Origin of the sequence: Sphingomonas aracearum (genome assembly GCF_003345355.1) — a bacterium.
GTDB lineage: Bacteria > Pseudomonadota > Alphaproteobacteria > Sphingomonadales > Sphingomonadaceae > Sphingomonas > Sphingomonas aracearum.
This window is the reverse complement of record NZ_QQNB01000003.1, coordinates 360,753-374,694: the sequence shown is the minus strand read 5'-3', so window position 1 is coordinate 374,694 and position 13,942 is coordinate 360,753. Positions and strand designations below refer to the sequence as shown.

Genomic DNA, 13,942 nt, shown 5'->3' with positions numbered 1-13,942 from the left:
TGGGGTTGTGCAACGCGCGACCGCGATCAGGCTGGCGTCCCCGTTCCTCGCCATCGGAGCTGCCGCCCGTGGGAACGGACGTGGATCCCGGCCTGCGCCGGGGTGACGACGTTTGGGGAGAGGGTTCGACAATCTCCCGCCCCACCCTATATCCCTTCCATGACCAGCTCCGCCGATCCGCGCTCGTTCCTCTACCATCCCGGCCAGCTCGACGCCGATGAGGTTCAGCGCCTCACCGCCTCCGCGCTGGCCAGGGCCGATGACGGCGAACTGTACCTCCAGTATCGCAAGACCGAGGCGTTCGGCTTTGACGACGGCCGGCTGAAGACCGCCGCCTACGATACCCAGTCCGGCTTCGGCCTGCGCGCGGTGTCGGGCGAGACCACGGCTTTCGCGCATGCCAACGAGATCAGCGCCGCCGCCATCGGCCGCGCGGCGCAGACCATGGCGCTGATCGACCCCACCGCCTCCGCCAAGGCCCCGCCCCCGCCGGGCACCAACCGCCACCTCTACACCGACGCCGACCCGCTCGACCTCGTTCCCTTCGCCGACAAGGTGAACCTGTGCCAGGCGATCGACGCCGCCGCCCGCGCGCGCGACCCGCGTGTGGTGCAGGTGTCGGTGAACCTGTCGGGCAGCTGGTCGGTGGTGGAGATCGTGCGCCCGGACGGCTTCGTCGCCACCGACGTGCGCCCGCTCGTCCGCCTCAACGTCGCGATCGTCGCCGAACACAATGGCCGGCGCGAAACCGGCTCGTTCGGGATCGGCGGCCGCTACCTCTACGACGACCTGTTCGCGCCAGAGACGTGGAACCGGGCGGTGGACGAGGCGCTCGCCCAGGCGCTGGTCAACCTCGAGTCGGTGGCTGCGCCCGCCGGTGAGATGACCGTGCTGCTGGGGCCCGGCTGGCCCGGCATCCTGCTCCACGAAGCGATCGGCCACGGCCTGGAGGGCGACTTCAACCGCAAGGGCACCTCGGCCTTTTCCGGCCGCATCGGCGAGCGGGTGGCGGCGCCGGGCGTCACCGTGGTGGATGATGGCTCGATCGCCGACCGCCGCGGCTCGCTGTCGATCGACGACGAGGGCACGCCCACGCGCGAGACGATCCTGATCGAGGACGGCATCCTCAAGGGCTACATGCAGGACCGGCTCAACGCCCGGCTGATGGGCGTGGAGGCGACCGGCAACGGCCGCCGCGAAAGCTTCGCGCACGCCCCCATGCCGCGCATGACCAACACCTTTCTAAAGAACGGCAGGGACGATCCCGCAGAGCTGCTCTCGCGCGTAAAGAACGGCATCTTTGCCAAGTCCTTCGGCGGCGGGCAGGTGGACATCGTGTCTGGCAAGTTCGTCTTTTCCTGCACCGAAGCGTACAAGGTGGAGAACGGCCGTATCGGCGCCCCGATCAAGGGCGCCACGCTGATCGGCGACGGCCCGACCTCGCTGACCAAGGTGATCGGCATCGGCGACGACTTCGCGCTGGACGAAGGCATCGGCATGTGCGGCAAGGGCGGGCAAAGCGTGCCGGCCGGCGTCGGCCAGCCCACCCTGCTGCTGCAAGGCCTGACCGTAGGTGGCACCGCCACCGCCTGATCCGTGGCTCAGAAGCCGGATATCAACATGTCCAAGGCGGAACCGATTTCGTATTCGTGGGTCGCAAGACTTGTCACAAGGTGACGCAACTCGGTGTTCGGCAAGGCAGCGGCGAACTGCGTCACCATCATGACCGCCTCGCCATCGACGACGAACATGGGATTGAGCCGATCCACTGGCTGTGGCGCGTCGCCTTTCGGCACGAGCGGCACCGCCAGGCGGGTTGTCAGGAAATTCAGGGTGTCGGCCTGGCAATCCAACGCTAACCAGCCATCAGGCGTTCTGTACACGTCGAACTTGGCCATCAGAACATGCGGTATTTTGCGAAGGGCAGTCCGTTCTTCTCAACCCAAGCGTTGGAGGACTCCATCGCTGCCCGGTTCTCCTCCTGCCAGCGTCGCTCCTGCTCCTTCCTTGTCGCGGTGCGGATGGCTGCTTCGCTGACCTGCGACAGGTTGATACCGACCTCTCGCGCCGCCGCGACGATGCCGGTGTCCAGCGACAGGTTCACAGGGCGCCGCTTGGCCGGTGTGATACGATCCTGCTTCATACAGGTAAGCTATGCGCATGGTCCGTGCGCGTCAACGCAGGAGCTTCCATGTCCCTGGTCGAACTCGGCCGCTTCAACCGCAACGAAGCGCACATCCTGATCGGCCGGCTGGAAAGCGAGGGCATCCCCGCGATCGCGTTTGACGGCGAGACGAGCATTGGCGACGGCTCCTATCTGTTCATCGCCACCCGCGTGATGGTGGACGACGAGGACCTCGCCGAGGCGCAGGCCCTGCTGCCTAAATAACGGGCAGCAGCGCGGCGCTGCTCAAAAAGTTACCGTTTGGTAATCAACGCGGCGGCCTGTCCGCCCGCTTTGCCGCCGTGCGGGCATTTGGCACGGCCATTGCTGTGACACTTTCGGGACAAACCGGAAGGGGGGGCGGCAGTGAAGCTGGTCATAGCGATCATCAAGCCATTCAAGCTCGACGAGGTGCGCGAGGCGCTCACCGAGCTCGGCGTTGCGGGCATGACCGTGACGGAGGTGAAGGGCTTTGGCCGGCAGAAGGGCCAGACCGAAATCTATCGCGGCGCGGAATACAGCACCAACATGGTGCCCAAGATCAAGATCGAGGTGGTCTGCGCGTCGGACCTGTCCGACCGCGTGGTGGAGGCGATCCAGTCCTCCGCCAACACCGGCGCGATCGGCGACGGCAAGATCTTCGTGCTCGATGTCGGCCAGGCGGTGCGCATCCGCACCGGCGAAACCGACCAGAGCGCGCTTTGAGGGGGGGACGGGATGAAGCTTTCGACACCGAAGATCGGCGGCACGATGGCGGGCGCGGGGCTCGCCCTCTTCGCCGCCCTGCCCGCCTGGGCGCAGGACGCCGCGCTGCAGGCGCCCGCCGCGGCGCCCGCCGCCACCGTGGACAAGGGTGACACCGCCTGGATGATGACCAGCACCGTGCTCGTGCTGATGATGATCCTGCCGGGCCTCGCGCTCTTCTACGGCGGCCTTGCCCGCACCAAGAACATGCTCAGCGTGATGACGCAGATCGGCGCCGTCGCCGCGCTGGCCATGCTCGTCTGGGTGATGTGGGGCTACACGCTCGCCTTCGGCCCGGATGCATCGGACGGGCTGAAGCCGTACATCTCCGGCCTCGGCAAGCTGTTCCTGCGCGGCGTGGACTCCACCAGCCAGGCGGCGACCTTCACCAAGGGCGTGGAGATCCCCGAATATGTCTTCATCTGCTTCCAGATGACCTTTGCCGCGATCACGGTCGCGCTGGTGCTGGGATCGGTGGTGGAGCGCGTGAAGTTCTCCGCCGTGATGGTGTTCGCGCTCGTCTGGCTGACGATCACCTATTTCCCGATCGCGCACATGGTGTGGGCGGCCGGCGGCTGGTTCTTCGACGCCGGCGCGCTGGATTTCGCCGGCGGCACCGTGGTGCACATCAATGCGGGCGTCTCCGCGCTGGTCTTCGCCCTGCTGCTCGGCAAGCGGATCGGCTTCCCCACCGAGCGCATGGCGCCGCACTCGCTGACGCTGACCGCGGTCGGCACCGGCCTCCTGTGGGTGGGCTGGTTCGGCTTCAACGCCGGCTCCGCGCTGGAGGCCAACGGCTCGGCCGCGCTCGCCATGATCAACACCTTTGTCGCCACTGCTTCCGGCGGCCTGTTCTGGATGCTTGCCGAGCGCGCCGCGGGCCACAAGGGCTCGGCGCTGGGCTTCTGCTCGGGCATCGTCGCCGGGCTGGTCGCCGTGACCCCGGCGGCCGGCAATTCCGGACCGTTCGGCGCCATCGTGCTGGGCGCGATCGCCTCGATCGTCTGCTTCGTCGCGGTGACCATCGTGAAGCCGAAGCTCGGTTATGACGACTCGCTGGATGCGTTCGGCGTGCACGGCATCGGCGGCATGGTCGGCGCGATCGGCACCGCCATCGTCTACGCCCCCGCGCTCGGCGGGCCGGGTGCGGCGGATTACGATATGGGCGCCAAGCTCGTCGTGCAGCTCACCGCGGTGGTCGTCACCATCCTGTGGGCCGCCGTCGGCACCACCATCGCCTTCTTCATCGCCAGGGCGGTGACCGGCGGGCGCGTCACCCCCGAGGTCGAGATGGAAGGCCTCGACGTCGGCGAACATGGCGAGCGCGCCTACAATTACTGAAGATCGGGGCCGGCGAGTGGGCCGGCCCCCACCCTCGTTCCTCCTGCGGACGACCTCAGCCCGGTGGCGAAAGTCACCGGGCCTTTTTTGTCCACGCCAAACCGCCGCTCAATCGTCCGCCGGGAACAGCCGGTGCAGCGTGCCGCCGCCCTGCAGCGCCTGCGCCTCGGCCGCGCGCACATCCGGCTCGATCACCCCGAGCAGCGTCACCTCGCCCAGCGCGGTTCCGGTGCGCACCGCGACGCCCTCCACCGCCGCCACCACGTCCAGCGGCGGCAACAACCGGTACGCGGCGAGCTTCAGGCCGCGCCGGTGCAGCACCGCCACCACGCCGTCTCCCGCCACCAGAGCGGCGCGCCCGTCCGCGCCGACCAGCGCCGCGCGGCCTTCGAAGCCGGCCAGCAATTCCTCCGCCCGCGCGCGCGCCTCCGCCGGCGTCGACAAGCGCACCTCCGCCACCCGCCGCGCGCGGGCGATCGCCAGCAACCCCGCCAGCGCAAGCAGCGCCGCGGCGATCTGTGCCGCGGTCATGCCCAGGATCATGCGCCGCCGGAAAGCTGGTCGAGCAGCGGCCGGATGCCCGACAGGTCGTACCCCGCCCCGGCGCCCTTGGCGGTGATCGCCGAGGGCTCGCCGCCTTGCTTCGCCGCGGCCAGCGCCCACAGGTTGCACGACCGCGTGCCGGAGCGGCAATAGGCCAGCACCGGGCCGTTCGCATCGGCCAGCACCTGCGCCATGGCATCGACCTGCGGGTGCGAGAAGCCGGCATGCGTCACCGGGATCGCCCGGTAGGACAGCCCCGCCGCTTCCGCCGCCGCACGGATCTCCGCGCCGAACGGCTGGCCCGGCTCCTCGTCGTCGGGCCGGTTGTTAACGATGCCCACGAAGCCGGCGGCGGCGAGCGCGGGCACGTCCTCCGGCCGGATCTGCGGCGCAACCGAGATGCGATCGTCTACGGGGCGAATGTTCATGATCCCACGTCCTCCAGTTGGTTCAATCGAGCCACGGCGCGCCGGTCCGCGGCATGGAGCCTCAACAGCCGCCGGCGCTCCGCGTCGAGCCCGCCGCACTCCCGCCGCAGGCCCCGCGCGATCTCGCGGCCGCGCGCGGCGTCATACGGCTCCTCGCCCTGCCAGTGGACGCACGACGCATGCCGCGCCGCGAACCGGCGCACCGCCACAGGCAGCGGCGGCGCGCCGGCCGCCAGCAGGAGCGCGACCGCGATCACGCCGCCTCGCGGATCACCTGGAGGAACGGCGCGCCGTACGCATCGAGCTTGCGCGCGCCGATCCCGGCAATGCGGCCGAGGTCGGACAAGGTGCGCGGGCGCACCGCGGCCATGTCGCGCAGCACCGAATCGTGGAAGATCACATAAGGCGGCACCCCCGCCTCCTGCGCCAGCTCGCGCCGCTTCGCGCGCAGCGCTTCGAACAACGGATCGCCCGCCGGATTGGCCGCCGCGCCCGCGCCGCGCCGCCGCCGCTCGCGCTTGGGCGCTTCGATCAGGGACAACGTATCGCCGCCCTTCAGCAGCCCGCGCGCGCCCGGCCCGAATTCCAGCGCGCCGAAATCGTTGGCGCGCAGCGCATCGCGCAGCAGCAGCGCGCGCGCCACCGCCTTGATGAGCGGCGCTTCCTCCGGCGTGGCGATGCCGAACACGCTCAGCGCTTCATGCCCGTTCATCAGGCTGCGCTCGGTGGAGACGCCCTTCAGGATCGATTCGATATAGCCGACGCCGAAGCCCTGCCCGGTGCGGAACACCGCCGACAGGAACTTGCGCGCCAGCTCGGTCGCGTCGGTGGAGGCCGGCGGGCTCTGGCAATTGTCGCAATTGCCGCAGGTGGCCGGCGGGTGCTCGCCGAAATGCCGCAGCAGGATCGCGCGCCTGCACCCCGCCGTCTCCACCAGCGCGCCCAGCGAGGACAGGCGCTGGCGCTCGCCGGCCTGCCGCTCGGGATCGAGCTCGGCCACCCGCTGGCGGGCGCGGGCGAAATCCTCCGCGCCCCAGAACAGGTGCGCCACCGACGGGTCGCCGTCGCGTCCGGCACGGCCGGTTTCCTGGTAATAGGCCTCGATCGACTTGGGCAGGCCGGCATGCGCGACGAAGCGCACGTCCGGCTTGTCGATGCCCATGCCGAACGCGATCGTGGCGCAGATCACCATGTCCTCGCTGGCGACGAAATCGGCCTGGTTCTTCGCGCGCACCGCCGGATCGAGCCCGGCATGATAGGCGCGCGTCGGCCGCCCCGTCGCCGCGAGCGCAGCCGCCAGCTTCTCCGTCGCCGCGCGAGTCTGGGCATAGACGATGCCGGGCCCCGCTTGCGCCGCCACAAGGTCGGCGAGCTGCCGGTTGATGTTGTCGCGCGGGGAAATCGCGTAGCGGATGTTCGGCCGGTCGAACCCGGCGACGATCATGCCCTCGTGCGGCAGGCCGAGCTGATCGAGGATGTCCGCCCGCGTATGCGCGTCCGCCGTCGCGGTCAGCGCAAGGCGCGGCACGGCGGGGAACGCCTCCATCAGCGGCTTCAGCAGCCGGTAGTCGGGGCGGAAATCATGCCCCCATTCCGACACGCAATGCGCCTCGTCGATCGCGAACAGGGAAAGCTTGCCGCGCGACAGCAGGTCGCGGAACCCCCCGCCCGATGCCCGCTCCGGCGCGACATACAGCAGGTCCAGCTCGCCCGACAGGAAGCGCGCGCGCGTTTCCGCCTGGTTCTCGTCCACGCTCGTCAGCGTCGCGGCGCGAATGCCCACCGCCTCGGCGGCGCGCAGCTGGTCGTGCATCAGCGCGATCAGCGGCGAGACGACCACGCAGGTGCCCTCCAGCATCACCGCCGGCAACTGGTAGCACAGCGACTTGCCCGCCCCCGTCGGCATCACCGCCAGCGTGCCCTGCCCGGCCAGCGCGCGCTCCACCACGTCGCGCTGCACGCCGCGAAAATCGGGAAAGCCAAACACGCGCTGCAGGGTGGGAAGAGGGTCGAGGGCCATTGCCGGCGATGTAGGCGCGCCGGGCCGGCCGGTCGAGGGCCTGTGCCGGCGCGCCGCCATCGCGCCGACACAATCGCCTGCTGCACTCGGCCATCGGCAGCAAGGACGAACGAACATGCGGCATGTGGCACCCCTCCTGCTCCTCCTCCTGGCGGCGGCGCCGCCCGCAACCGAGCGCACCGTTTCCGGCGACGGCGTGGTTGCCGCGCGGATCGGCGCGGCGACGCTGCGGCTGCGCATCGATCCCGCCGCCACCGCCATGCCGCTGATCCATGCCGAGGCCGCGGCGCGCGCCGGGCTCAAGCCCGGCATGTTCGGCATCGGCTACCGGGTCGGGCCGGAGCGGGTGACCGGCCGCACCGCCGTTGCCCGGATCGAGCTGGGCGACGGCACCGCGCTGCGGCGGCGCATCGGCTGGACGCAGCCGCATTATGCCCCGGACGTCGACGGTGTGATCGGCCCCGGCGGACTGGACGAGCCGGTGGTGCGCTTCGTGCTCGGCCCGGGCCGCCCCGGCGAGCGCACGGTGGCGCTGCCGATGATGGACCAGGGCGGGATGGCGGCGGGCTGGGGCGAGCGATTCGCGCGTCTCGATGTCGGCGGCCAGCCGATGCGCGTGCGCTTCGATCCGCACGGGGCCCACACGCTCGCCACCGCCGGCGCCGCCGCGCGGCTGGCGCAGAGCAATGGCGGCACCCTGTCCGGCAAGGCGGAGCCGGTGCCGATCGTTTTCGGCATCTCCCGCCCGGCGCGCCCGCTCGACCTGGCCAAACCGCTGGAGGTCGGCCCGCTGTCGATCGCGCACCTGCTGGCCCGCACCGCGGATTTCGGCAGCACCGCCGGCATTCCGGACAAGGAGGCCGATCCCGACGAGGTCGTGGTCGTCGCCAAGGGCAAGCACGATCCATCGCGCGATCGCCTGTCGTTGGGCGCGGACGTGCTGGGGCGCTGTTCCGCCCTGGTGTTCGACAAGCCGGCCGGGGTCGTGCGCCTCACCTGCGGCTGACGGCACCAATCGGGCACAGCGACGTTCTGTCGCCCATGCCTTCCGTGATCGACAACCGCGCCGAACAGCAATTCACCCTGGAGGTGTCCGGCGAGACCGCCGTGGCCGCCTATCAGCGCGAAGGCGACGTGATCGTCTTCACCCACACCGTGGTGCCGCCCGCGATCGAGGGGCACGGCGTGGGCAGCAAGCTGATCCGCGGCGCGCTGGACGCCGCGCGTGACCAGGGCCTGCGCGTGGTGCCGCAATGCCCATTCGTCGCCGCCTACATCCAGCGGCATCCCGAATATGCGGACCTGCTGGCCTGATCGGCCTCGCCACACCTGTCCCGTCACCCCGGACGTGTCCGGGGTCCACGGTGCCGCACAGCCGCAGCCGTGGGGAATGCGGTGAGGTGCATGCAGGAACGAATCCGGCATGACGGGGCGTTTGTGTCCCAGGCCATTCCCGATGGGATCAGCAGCAGACATGCCAAAAGGGCCGCCAGGCCTCTGCCCGGCAGCCCCTTGCACACGCAAACCGGCGGATGAACCGCCCGCCGGCGCTTACTTGATCTTGGCTTCCTTGAACTCGACGTGCTTGCGCGCGATCGGGTCGTACTTGTTGAAGCTCAGCTTCTCGGTCTTGGTGCGCGGGTTCTTCTTGGTGACGTAGAAGAAGCCGGTGTCAGCCGAGCTGACGAGCTTGATCTTGACGGTTGCCGGCTTTGCCATGGCCCAAATCCTGTAATGACGAGAGGCGGCCGCTTGCGCGCGCCGCTGACAGACGGGGGCGCTTGGCGGAAAGCACCGTTCGAGTCAAGCGCCGCGCCGCATAAACGCGCCCTTTACCCTCCCGCGCGCAGGATCGCGTCACAGGGAGGCACGCGATGACGGACTGGACGGCACGGCTCGAAACCTTTGCGCGTCATTGTCGCACCCTGCCGCCCGCGGCGCTCGCCGCCGAAGCGCACCGGTTGCGCTGCGGCCTCGATGCCGCCGGCCTGCGTCCCGCCGCCGCGGTCGCCCGCGCGCTGGAGGCGGCGCTTGCCCGCGGCGAAGGCGGGCCGCTGATCCACGGCTGGATCGCGCTGCTCGCCGAGGCCGCCGCCAGCGGCCGCACCGACCGCCACGCGCAGGACGCCTTTGCCGCCGCCTGCTCGGTTCGCCTCGCCGGCTGAACGGTGGACGCGCTGATGGCGGCCCTGCTCGCCGCCCTGGTATCGCAACCCGGCGACCGCACGCCCTGGCTCGCCGCGATCCTCGCCGATCGCACCCGGCGCCCGCTCGCGGTCCTGCTCGGGCTCGCGCTCGCGCTGGCGATCGTGCAGGCGGTCGCCGCCGGCGCCGGTGCGTGGATCGGGCCGAAGCTTTCGCCCAACGCGCAAACCTTGCTGCTGGCGCTCGCGTTGCTGTCCGCGGCGGCGGCGATGGTCACCCGCATCAAGCCGCCCGACCGGCTGGAGGGCTGGCGCCTGCCGCCGGTCGTCACCGCCTTTCTCGGCATCCTGATCCTGGCCGCGGGCGACCGCACCCAGTTTCTCACCTTCGCCATCGCCGCGCGCAGCCCCGCGCCCTGGCTTGCCGCGGTGGGCGCGCTGATCGGCGCGCTGGCGGTGAACGTGCCCGCGCTCCTCGCCGGCGAGCGGGCGCGCCGCCGGGTGCCGCTGGCTGCTTTGCGCTGGACCGGTGCCGCCCTGTTCGCGGTCACCGCCATCGTCACCGGACTTTCCGCGCTGCGCCTCGTCTGAACCGATCACACTGAACGAGAGTATAGTCCACCCGGCGGGAGCGTTTTCGCCATCGGATCGTTTGCGCAACGAACCTTTCCATCCGCATGGAGACCATGATGTCCACCCCCGCCGCTCCGCTCGCCACGCCTACCGATCTCCAGTCCAACGCCGCGAAAACGGTCGCCGAAACGCTGAACGGCATCCTCGCCGATTCCTTTGCCCTCTACCTCAAGACCAAGAACTTCCACTGGCACGTGTCCGGCCCGCATTTCCGCGACTATCACCTGATGCTGGACGATCAGGCCACGCAGATCCTGGGCACCACCGATGCCATTGCCGAGCGCGTGCGCAAGACCGGCGGCACCACCTTGCGCTCGATCGGCGACATCGCGCGGCACCAGACGATCAAGGACAATGACCTGGATTTCGTCTCCGCGCAGGACATGCTGGCCGAGCTGCGCCAGGACAATCTGAAGCTGGTGGAGGCGCTGCGCGAGGCAAAGGACGTGGTCGATGCGGCCAGGGACAATGCCACCAGCGGCATCCTCGACGAATGGACCGACCTTGCCGAGGAGCGCGCGTGGTTCCTGTTCGAGGCCAGCCGCAACGCCTGACCCGCTGGTGCGTTGCTGCACCGCACAACAGGGAGCCTCCTCATGATCCGCCTCGCCATCCTCTGCCTCGTCATCGCCGGCGTCTGCGCGCTGCTCGGCTTCGGCGGGGCGGCCAGCGCCTTTGCCGGCATCGCCAAGGTGCTGTTCGTGATCGCGCTGATCGCGTTCCTCGTGCTCCTCGCGGTCGGCCTCTTCGCCGGCAAGAAGGTCAAGGACGCGCTGGACTGACGAGCCGTTCTCCCGCGAAAGCGGGAGTCCAGGGCCGCAGGCACAGACGTTCCTGGCCCTGGGCTCCCGCCTGCGCGGGAGAACAAAGCCGCTTGCTACTCCCCCTCGCCCCCGAGCGTCAGCAGCCACAGGTCCGGCGGCGCGTTCAGCCGGAACGGCGCGCTGCTCGTCCCCAGTCCCGCCGTCACCACCGTCAGCCGCCCCGGATCGCGCACCGCGCCGCAGCGATAATGCGGTGAGGCGACTTCCTGCGGCGGGCCGATCAGCGGCAGCACCACCTGCCCGCAATGCGTGTGCCCCGCCAGCAGCAGCGGCAGGTCGCGCGGCAGGCGCGGCGCCACGTCCGGCGAGTGGCTCAACACCAGCCGCGCGCCTGCCAGCCGCCGCATCGCCGCCGCGGTGCGCGCCACGTCCTCGCGATGCGTATAGGCATCGTCCAGCCCGCCGATCGCCAGCGGCCCCGCCTCCACCGCCTCGTTCGCCAGCACGGTGACATGCGCCGCGGCCAGCGCACGCCGCACCGCCGCCGCACCCGTCCAATGGTCGTGATTGCCCAGCACCGCGATCGTGCCCCACGGCGCACGCAGCCGGCCGAGCACCCGCGCCAGCGCCGCCCCCTGCTTCGCCGCCTCGGCCGCGTCATGGCCGGCGATGAAGTCCCCCGCGATCAGCACCAGGTCCGGGTTCAGCCCGTTCACCTGATCCATCAGCCGGGCCGCCCGCGCCTCGTCGGTGGAGGCGTTGCCGAGATGCAGGTCGCTCATCAGCACCGCGCGTACCGGCAGCGCGCCCTCCGGCCAGCGCGGCAAGGTGATCGACATTCGCCGTACCACCGCCTCGCGCCGCGACTCGGAATAAGCATAGCCCGCCACCGCCAGCCCCAGTGCGACAAGGATCAGCAGCAGGCGAACGGCAAGGCGCATGCCCTCGCCCTAGCCGGAGCCCACCCGCCCCGCCAAGCCCCCCCCGCCAAGCCCCTCCCCCGGAGCCCGGCGCGGCCCCGGGCGTTTCGCCACCATGCGCGCCTTTGCCGATCTGCTCGATGCCCTGATCTACACCCGCTCGCGCAACGCGAAGCTGAAGCTCGTCGCCGATTACCTGCGCGCGACGCCCGATCCCGAACGCGGCTGGGCAATGGCGGCGCTGACCGGCGACCTCGACCTGCCCGCCGTGAAGCCCGCCGTGCTGCGCGCGCTGATCGAGGCGCGGGTGGATCCCGTGCTGTTCCGCATGAGCCGCGATTTCGTCGGCGACACCGCCGAGACGATGTCGCTGCTCTGGCCCGCACCGGCCCTGCCGCCCGAACCCGCCGAGCCGATCTCCGTCACCCAAGTCGTGGAGCGGCTCAACACCATGTCCCGCTCCGATGCGCCGGCCGCGCTGGCCGCCATGCTCGACCGGATGGAGCCCGACGAACGCTTCGCCCTGCTCAAGATGGCGACCGGCAGCTTGCGCATCGGCGTCTCCGCGCGCCTCGCCAAGACCGCACTGGCGCAAGCGTTCGGGCTGGAGGTGGAGGCGGTGGAAGAGGTGTGGCACGGCATCGATCCGCCCTACACCGCCCTGTTCGACTGGGCCGAGGGCACCGGCGCACAGCCCACCGCCGCCGATGTGCCCGTGTTCCGCTCCTTCATGCTCGCCCATCCGCTGGAGGACCTGCGCGTCGACCTCGCCGAGTATGCCGCCGAGTGGAAATGGGACGGCATCCGCATCCAGCTCGTCCATGTCGCCGGCCAGACCCGGCTCTACAGCCGCGCGGGCGACGATGTAACGCACAGCTTTCCGGAAGTCGCCTCCGCCTTCGCCACCCCCGGCGTGCTCGACGGCGAGCTGCTCGTCCGCGGCGAGTTCCAGGGAGGGGAAGCGGGCAGCTTCAACGCCCTCCAACAACGGCTCGGCCGCAAGCAGGTGTCGGCCAGGACGCTGGAGGACTATCCCGCCTTTGTCCGCCTCTACGACATCCTGTTCGACGGCACGCAGGACGTGCGCGAGCTGCCCTGGCACGAACGCCGCGCGCGACTGGAGGCGTTCACCGCCCGGCTCGATCCCACCCGCTTCGATCTGTCGGCGGTGATCGAGGCCGGCGACTTCACCGAACTGGAAGGCATCCGTGCCGGCGCGCGCGACGCGGCGATCGAGGGCGTGATGCTGAAGCGCCGCGACTCTCCCTACATTTCCGGCCGCCGCGCCGGCTTGTGGTACAAGTGGAAGCGCGATCCGCTCACCGCCGATTGCGTGATGATGTACGCGCAGCGCGGCAACGGCCGCCGTTCGTCCTGGTACAGCGATTACACCTTCGGCTGCTGGACCGAAGACGGCGAGCTGCTCCCCGTCGGCAAGGCGTATCAAGGCATCAGCGACGCCGAGATCGCCGAGATCGACCGCTTCGTCCGCCAGAACACGCTCAACCGTTTCGGCCCCGTGCGCGAGGTGGAAAAGACCCTCGTGCTGGAGATCGCCTTTGATTCGATCCACGAATCGAAACGGCACAAGTCCGGCCTCGCCATGCGCTTCCCGCGCATCGCCCGCATCCGCACCGACAAGCCCGCGGCCGAGGCGGACACATTGGCCGGCCTGCGCCGCCTGGTGACCTGAGGGCGTCATTTCCTCACGCCAGCCGGTAATGGTCGGCCACCCGGTCGAGCGCCAGGCCCAGCACCAGCCGCCCCGCCCGCGCCGGCCAGCCGAGCGCGCGCTCCGCCGCCGGCAGCCCTTCGCCCGCGCACACCACCCGCCACAGCACGTCGCTGAGGCCCGGTCCCGCCGCCGTCACCGCCGCATCGAAGCGCCGCTTGGCCGCCAGCTGCGCTTCCGCCGGATCGAGCCCCGCGCCCGCGCCGTCCACCCGCGCCGTCCACCGCATGGTCACCCGCGGGCCCAGCGCCGCCCGCTCGTAATCCGCGCGCAGCCGCTCGCCCGCCTCGAACTGGCGATCGTCCACCATCCCGCGCGCCTTCAGCCAGCCGAGCGGCGACTCGGCGACGTTCACCGTTACCCGCCGGGCGTTCGCGCGCGTTCGCCCGCCTTCCGGCACCACGCCGAACTCGTCCAGGCTCCGTTCCGCCAGCTCGCGCATTGTCGTTCCCCTTGTGTTCGCAATTAGCCTCTTGTCACGGCGCCCCCGATGTAGGAAAGCGAAAAAC

General features: G+C 70.4%; 20 protein-coding genes. 11 read left to right on the top strand and 9 right to left on the bottom strand.

Features of this window, described 5'->3' with window-relative positions; genetic code table 11:
- Positions 1-159: 159 nt before the first annotated feature.
- Positions 160-1,593, top strand: a complete 1,434-nt coding sequence (tldD, locus tag DVW87_RS14850) for a metalloprotease TldD (protein ID WP_114688585.1) — start codon at positions 160-162, stop codon at positions 1,591-1,593.
- 8 nt (positions 1,594-1,601) lie between these two features.
- Here the strand turns inward: tldD and DVW87_RS14845 are convergent, their stop codons facing one another.
- On the bottom strand, positions 1,602-1,898 hold the full coding sequence (locus tag DVW87_RS14845; protein ID WP_114688584.1) for a CcdB family protein: 297 nt from the start codon (positions 1,896-1,898) through the stop codon (positions 1,602-1,604).
- Positions 1,898-2,143: a type II toxin-antitoxin system CcdA family antitoxin gene (locus DVW87_RS14840; protein WP_114688583.1), complete on the bottom strand. Its 246-nt coding sequence runs from the start codon at positions 2,141-2,143 to the stop codon at positions 1,898-1,900. The genes DVW87_RS14845 and DVW87_RS14840 overlap by 1 nt, the downstream gene beginning before the upstream one ends.
- A 48-nt stretch (positions 2,144-2,191) precedes the next feature.
- Between DVW87_RS14840 and DVW87_RS14835 the strand changes: the two genes are divergently transcribed.
- From DVW87_RS14835 to DVW87_RS14825, 3 genes are all read left to right on the top strand, one after another.
- Positions 2,192-2,389: a putative signal transducing protein gene (locus DVW87_RS14835; RefSeq protein ID WP_114688582.1), complete on the top strand. Its 198-nt coding sequence runs from the start codon at positions 2,192-2,194 to the stop codon at positions 2,387-2,389.
- A 141-nt stretch (positions 2,390-2,530) separates the two neighbouring features.
- The gene (locus DVW87_RS14830; protein WP_114688581.1) at positions 2,531-2,869 is read left to right on the top strand and encodes a P-II family nitrogen regulator; all 339 of its coding nucleotides are present in this window, start codon (positions 2,531-2,533) and stop codon (positions 2,867-2,869) included.
- 12 nt (positions 2,870-2,881) lie between these two features.
- Positions 2,882-4,249 (top strand): ammonium transporter, encoded by a 1,368-nt coding sequence (locus tag DVW87_RS14825; protein WP_114688580.1) that lies wholly within the window; start codon positions 2,882-2,884, stop codon positions 4,247-4,249.
- Positions 4,250-4,357: 108 nt separating this feature from the next.
- Here DVW87_RS14825 and DVW87_RS14820 read toward each other — a convergent pair whose 3' ends face one another.
- From DVW87_RS14820 to recQ, 4 genes are read right to left on the bottom strand one after another with little or no spacing between them, the layout of a single operon-like run.
- Positions 4,358-4,792 carry a hypothetical protein gene (locus tag DVW87_RS14820; protein WP_239017937.1) on the bottom strand — a complete coding sequence of 145 codons (435 nt, stop codon included), beginning with the start codon at positions 4,790-4,792 and terminating at the stop codon, positions 4,358-4,360.
- Complete coding sequence (locus DVW87_RS14815) at positions 4,789-5,220, bottom strand: protein tyrosine phosphatase family protein (protein WP_420822349.1); 432 nt, start codon at positions 5,218-5,220, stop codon at positions 4,789-4,791. The genes DVW87_RS14820 and DVW87_RS14815 overlap by 4 nt, the downstream gene beginning before the upstream one ends.
- Complete coding sequence (locus DVW87_RS18145; RefSeq protein WP_181814868.1) at positions 5,217-5,477, bottom strand: hypothetical protein; 261 nt, start codon at positions 5,475-5,477, stop codon at positions 5,217-5,219. The genes DVW87_RS14815 and DVW87_RS18145 overlap by 4 nt, the downstream gene beginning before the upstream one ends.
- Positions 5,474-7,240, bottom strand: a complete 1,767-nt coding sequence (recQ, locus tag DVW87_RS14810; protein ID WP_114688579.1) for a DNA helicase RecQ — start codon at positions 7,238-7,240, stop codon at positions 5,474-5,476. Before recQ ends, DVW87_RS18145 begins: the two co-directional genes overlap by 4 nt.
- A 115-nt stretch (positions 7,241-7,355) precedes the next feature.
- On the opposite strand from recQ, the gene DVW87_RS14805 reads away from it, so the two are divergent.
- Together DVW87_RS14805 and DVW87_RS14800 are read left to right on the top strand one after the other, a co-directional pair.
- Entirely contained in the window at positions 7,356-8,246 is an 891-nt protein-coding gene (locus DVW87_RS14805; RefSeq protein ID WP_114688578.1) for a hypothetical protein, read from the top strand.
- Positions 8,247-8,281: 35 nt separating this feature from the next.
- The gene (locus tag DVW87_RS14800) at positions 8,282-8,554 is read left to right on the top strand and encodes a GNAT family N-acetyltransferase (protein ID WP_114688577.1); all 273 of its coding nucleotides are present in this window, start codon (positions 8,282-8,284) and stop codon (positions 8,552-8,554) included.
- 237 nt (positions 8,555-8,791) lie between these two features.
- Here the strand turns inward: DVW87_RS14800 and rpmG are convergent, their stop codons facing one another.
- The gene (gene rpmG / locus DVW87_RS14795) at positions 8,792-8,959 is read right to left on the bottom strand and encodes a 50S ribosomal protein L33 (RefSeq protein ID WP_114688576.1); all 168 of its coding nucleotides are present in this window, start codon (positions 8,957-8,959) and stop codon (positions 8,792-8,794) included.
- A 155-nt stretch (positions 8,960-9,114) separates the two neighbouring features.
- Here rpmG and DVW87_RS14790 point away from each other — a divergent pair, with 155 nt between their 5' ends.
- The 4 genes from DVW87_RS14790 (at position 9,115) to DVW87_RS14775 (ending at position 10,799) form a co-directional block, all read left to right on the top strand.
- On the top strand, positions 9,115-9,405 hold the full coding sequence (locus DVW87_RS14790; RefSeq protein WP_114688575.1) for a hypothetical protein: 291 nt from the start codon (positions 9,115-9,117) through the stop codon (positions 9,403-9,405).
- Positions 9,406-9,408: 3 nt separating this feature from the next.
- Positions 9,409-9,975: a TMEM165/GDT1 family protein gene (locus DVW87_RS14785; protein WP_114688574.1), complete on the top strand. Its 567-nt coding sequence runs from the start codon at positions 9,409-9,411 to the stop codon at positions 9,973-9,975.
- Positions 9,976-10,070: 95 nt separating this feature from the next.
- The gene (locus tag DVW87_RS14780; RefSeq protein ID WP_114688773.1) at positions 10,071-10,571 is read left to right on the top strand and encodes a Dps family protein; all 501 of its coding nucleotides are present in this window, start codon (positions 10,071-10,073) and stop codon (positions 10,569-10,571) included.
- A gap of 42 nt (positions 10,572-10,613) precedes the next feature.
- Positions 10,614-10,799: a DUF1328 domain-containing protein gene (locus DVW87_RS14775; RefSeq protein ID WP_114688573.1), complete on the top strand. Its 186-nt coding sequence runs from the start codon at positions 10,614-10,616 to the stop codon at positions 10,797-10,799.
- A 95-nt stretch (positions 10,800-10,894) separates the two neighbouring features.
- Here the strand turns inward: DVW87_RS14775 and DVW87_RS14770 are convergent, their stop codons facing one another.
- Positions 10,895-11,722 carry a metallophosphoesterase gene (locus DVW87_RS14770; protein ID WP_114688572.1) on the bottom strand — a complete coding sequence of 276 codons (828 nt, stop codon included), beginning with the start codon at positions 11,720-11,722 and terminating at the stop codon, positions 10,895-10,897.
- Positions 11,723-11,816: 94 nt separating this feature from the next.
- On the opposite strand from DVW87_RS14770, the gene DVW87_RS14765 reads away from it, so the two are divergent.
- On the top strand, positions 11,817-13,394 hold the full coding sequence (locus DVW87_RS14765; RefSeq protein WP_114688571.1) for a cisplatin damage response ATP-dependent DNA ligase: 1,578 nt from the start codon (positions 11,817-11,819) through the stop codon (positions 13,392-13,394).
- Between the two features lie 13 nt (positions 13,395-13,407).
- On the opposite strand, the gene DVW87_RS14760 is transcribed toward DVW87_RS14765, so the two are convergent.
- Positions 13,408-13,875, bottom strand: coding sequence for a DUF6456 domain-containing protein (locus DVW87_RS14760; protein ID WP_114688570.1), 468 nt, complete (start codon positions 13,873-13,875; stop codon positions 13,408-13,410).
- Between the last annotated feature and the right edge of the window lie 67 nt (positions 13,876-13,942).

Bases quoted from the DNA above. Each gene is read 5' to 3' on its own strand.
- tldD (WP_114688585.1), top strand. From the start codon at position 160: ATGACCAGCTCCGCCGATCCGCGCTCGTTCCTCTACCATCCCGGCCAG.
- DVW87_RS14845 (WP_114688584.1), bottom strand. From the start codon at position 1,898: ATGGCCAAGTTCGACGTGTACAGAACGCCTGATGGCTGGTTAGCGTTG.
- DVW87_RS14840 (WP_114688583.1), bottom strand. From the start codon at position 2,143: ATGAAGCAGGATCGTATCACACCGGCCAAGCGGCGCCCTGTGAACCTG.
- DVW87_RS14835 (WP_114688582.1), top strand. From the start codon at position 2,192: ATGTCCCTGGTCGAACTCGGCCGCTTCAACCGCAACGAAGCGCACATC.
- DVW87_RS14825 (WP_114688580.1), top strand. From the start codon at position 2,882: ATGAAGCTTTCGACACCGAAGATCGGCGGCACGATGGCGGGCGCGGGG.
- DVW87_RS14820 (WP_239017937.1), bottom strand. From the start codon at position 4,792: ATGATCCTGGGCATGACCGCGGCACAGATCGCCGCGGCGCTGCTTGCG.
- DVW87_RS14815 (WP_420822349.1), bottom strand. From the start codon at position 5,220: ATGAACATTCGCCCCGTAGACGATCGCATCTCGGTTGCGCCGCAGATC.
- recQ (WP_114688579.1), bottom strand. From the start codon at position 7,240: ATGGCCCTCGACCCTCTTCCCACCCTGCAGCGCGTGTTTGGCTTTCCC.
- DVW87_RS14805 (WP_114688578.1), top strand. From the start codon at position 7,356: ATGCGGCATGTGGCACCCCTCCTGCTCCTCCTCCTGGCGGCGGCGCCG.
- DVW87_RS14800 (WP_114688577.1), top strand. From the start codon at position 8,282: ATGCCTTCCGTGATCGACAACCGCGCCGAACAGCAATTCACCCTGGAG.
- rpmG (WP_114688576.1), bottom strand. From the start codon at position 8,959: ATGGCAAAGCCGGCAACCGTCAAGATCAAGCTCGTCAGCTCGGCTGAC.
- DVW87_RS14790 (WP_114688575.1), top strand. From the start codon at position 9,115: ATGACGGACTGGACGGCACGGCTCGAAACCTTTGCGCGTCATTGTCGC.
- DVW87_RS14780 (WP_114688773.1), top strand. From the start codon at position 10,071: ATGATGTCCACCCCCGCCGCTCCGCTCGCCACGCCTACCGATCTCCAG.
- DVW87_RS14775 (WP_114688573.1), top strand. From the start codon at position 10,614: ATGATCCGCCTCGCCATCCTCTGCCTCGTCATCGCCGGCGTCTGCGCG.
- DVW87_RS14770 (WP_114688572.1), bottom strand. From the start codon at position 11,722: ATGCGCCTTGCCGTTCGCCTGCTGCTGATCCTTGTCGCACTGGGGCTG.
- DVW87_RS14765 (WP_114688571.1), top strand. From the start codon at position 11,817: ATGCGCGCCTTTGCCGATCTGCTCGATGCCCTGATCTACACCCGCTCG.
- DVW87_RS14760 (WP_114688570.1), bottom strand. From the start codon at position 13,875: ATGCGCGAGCTGGCGGAACGGAGCCTGGACGAGTTCGGCGTGGTGCCG.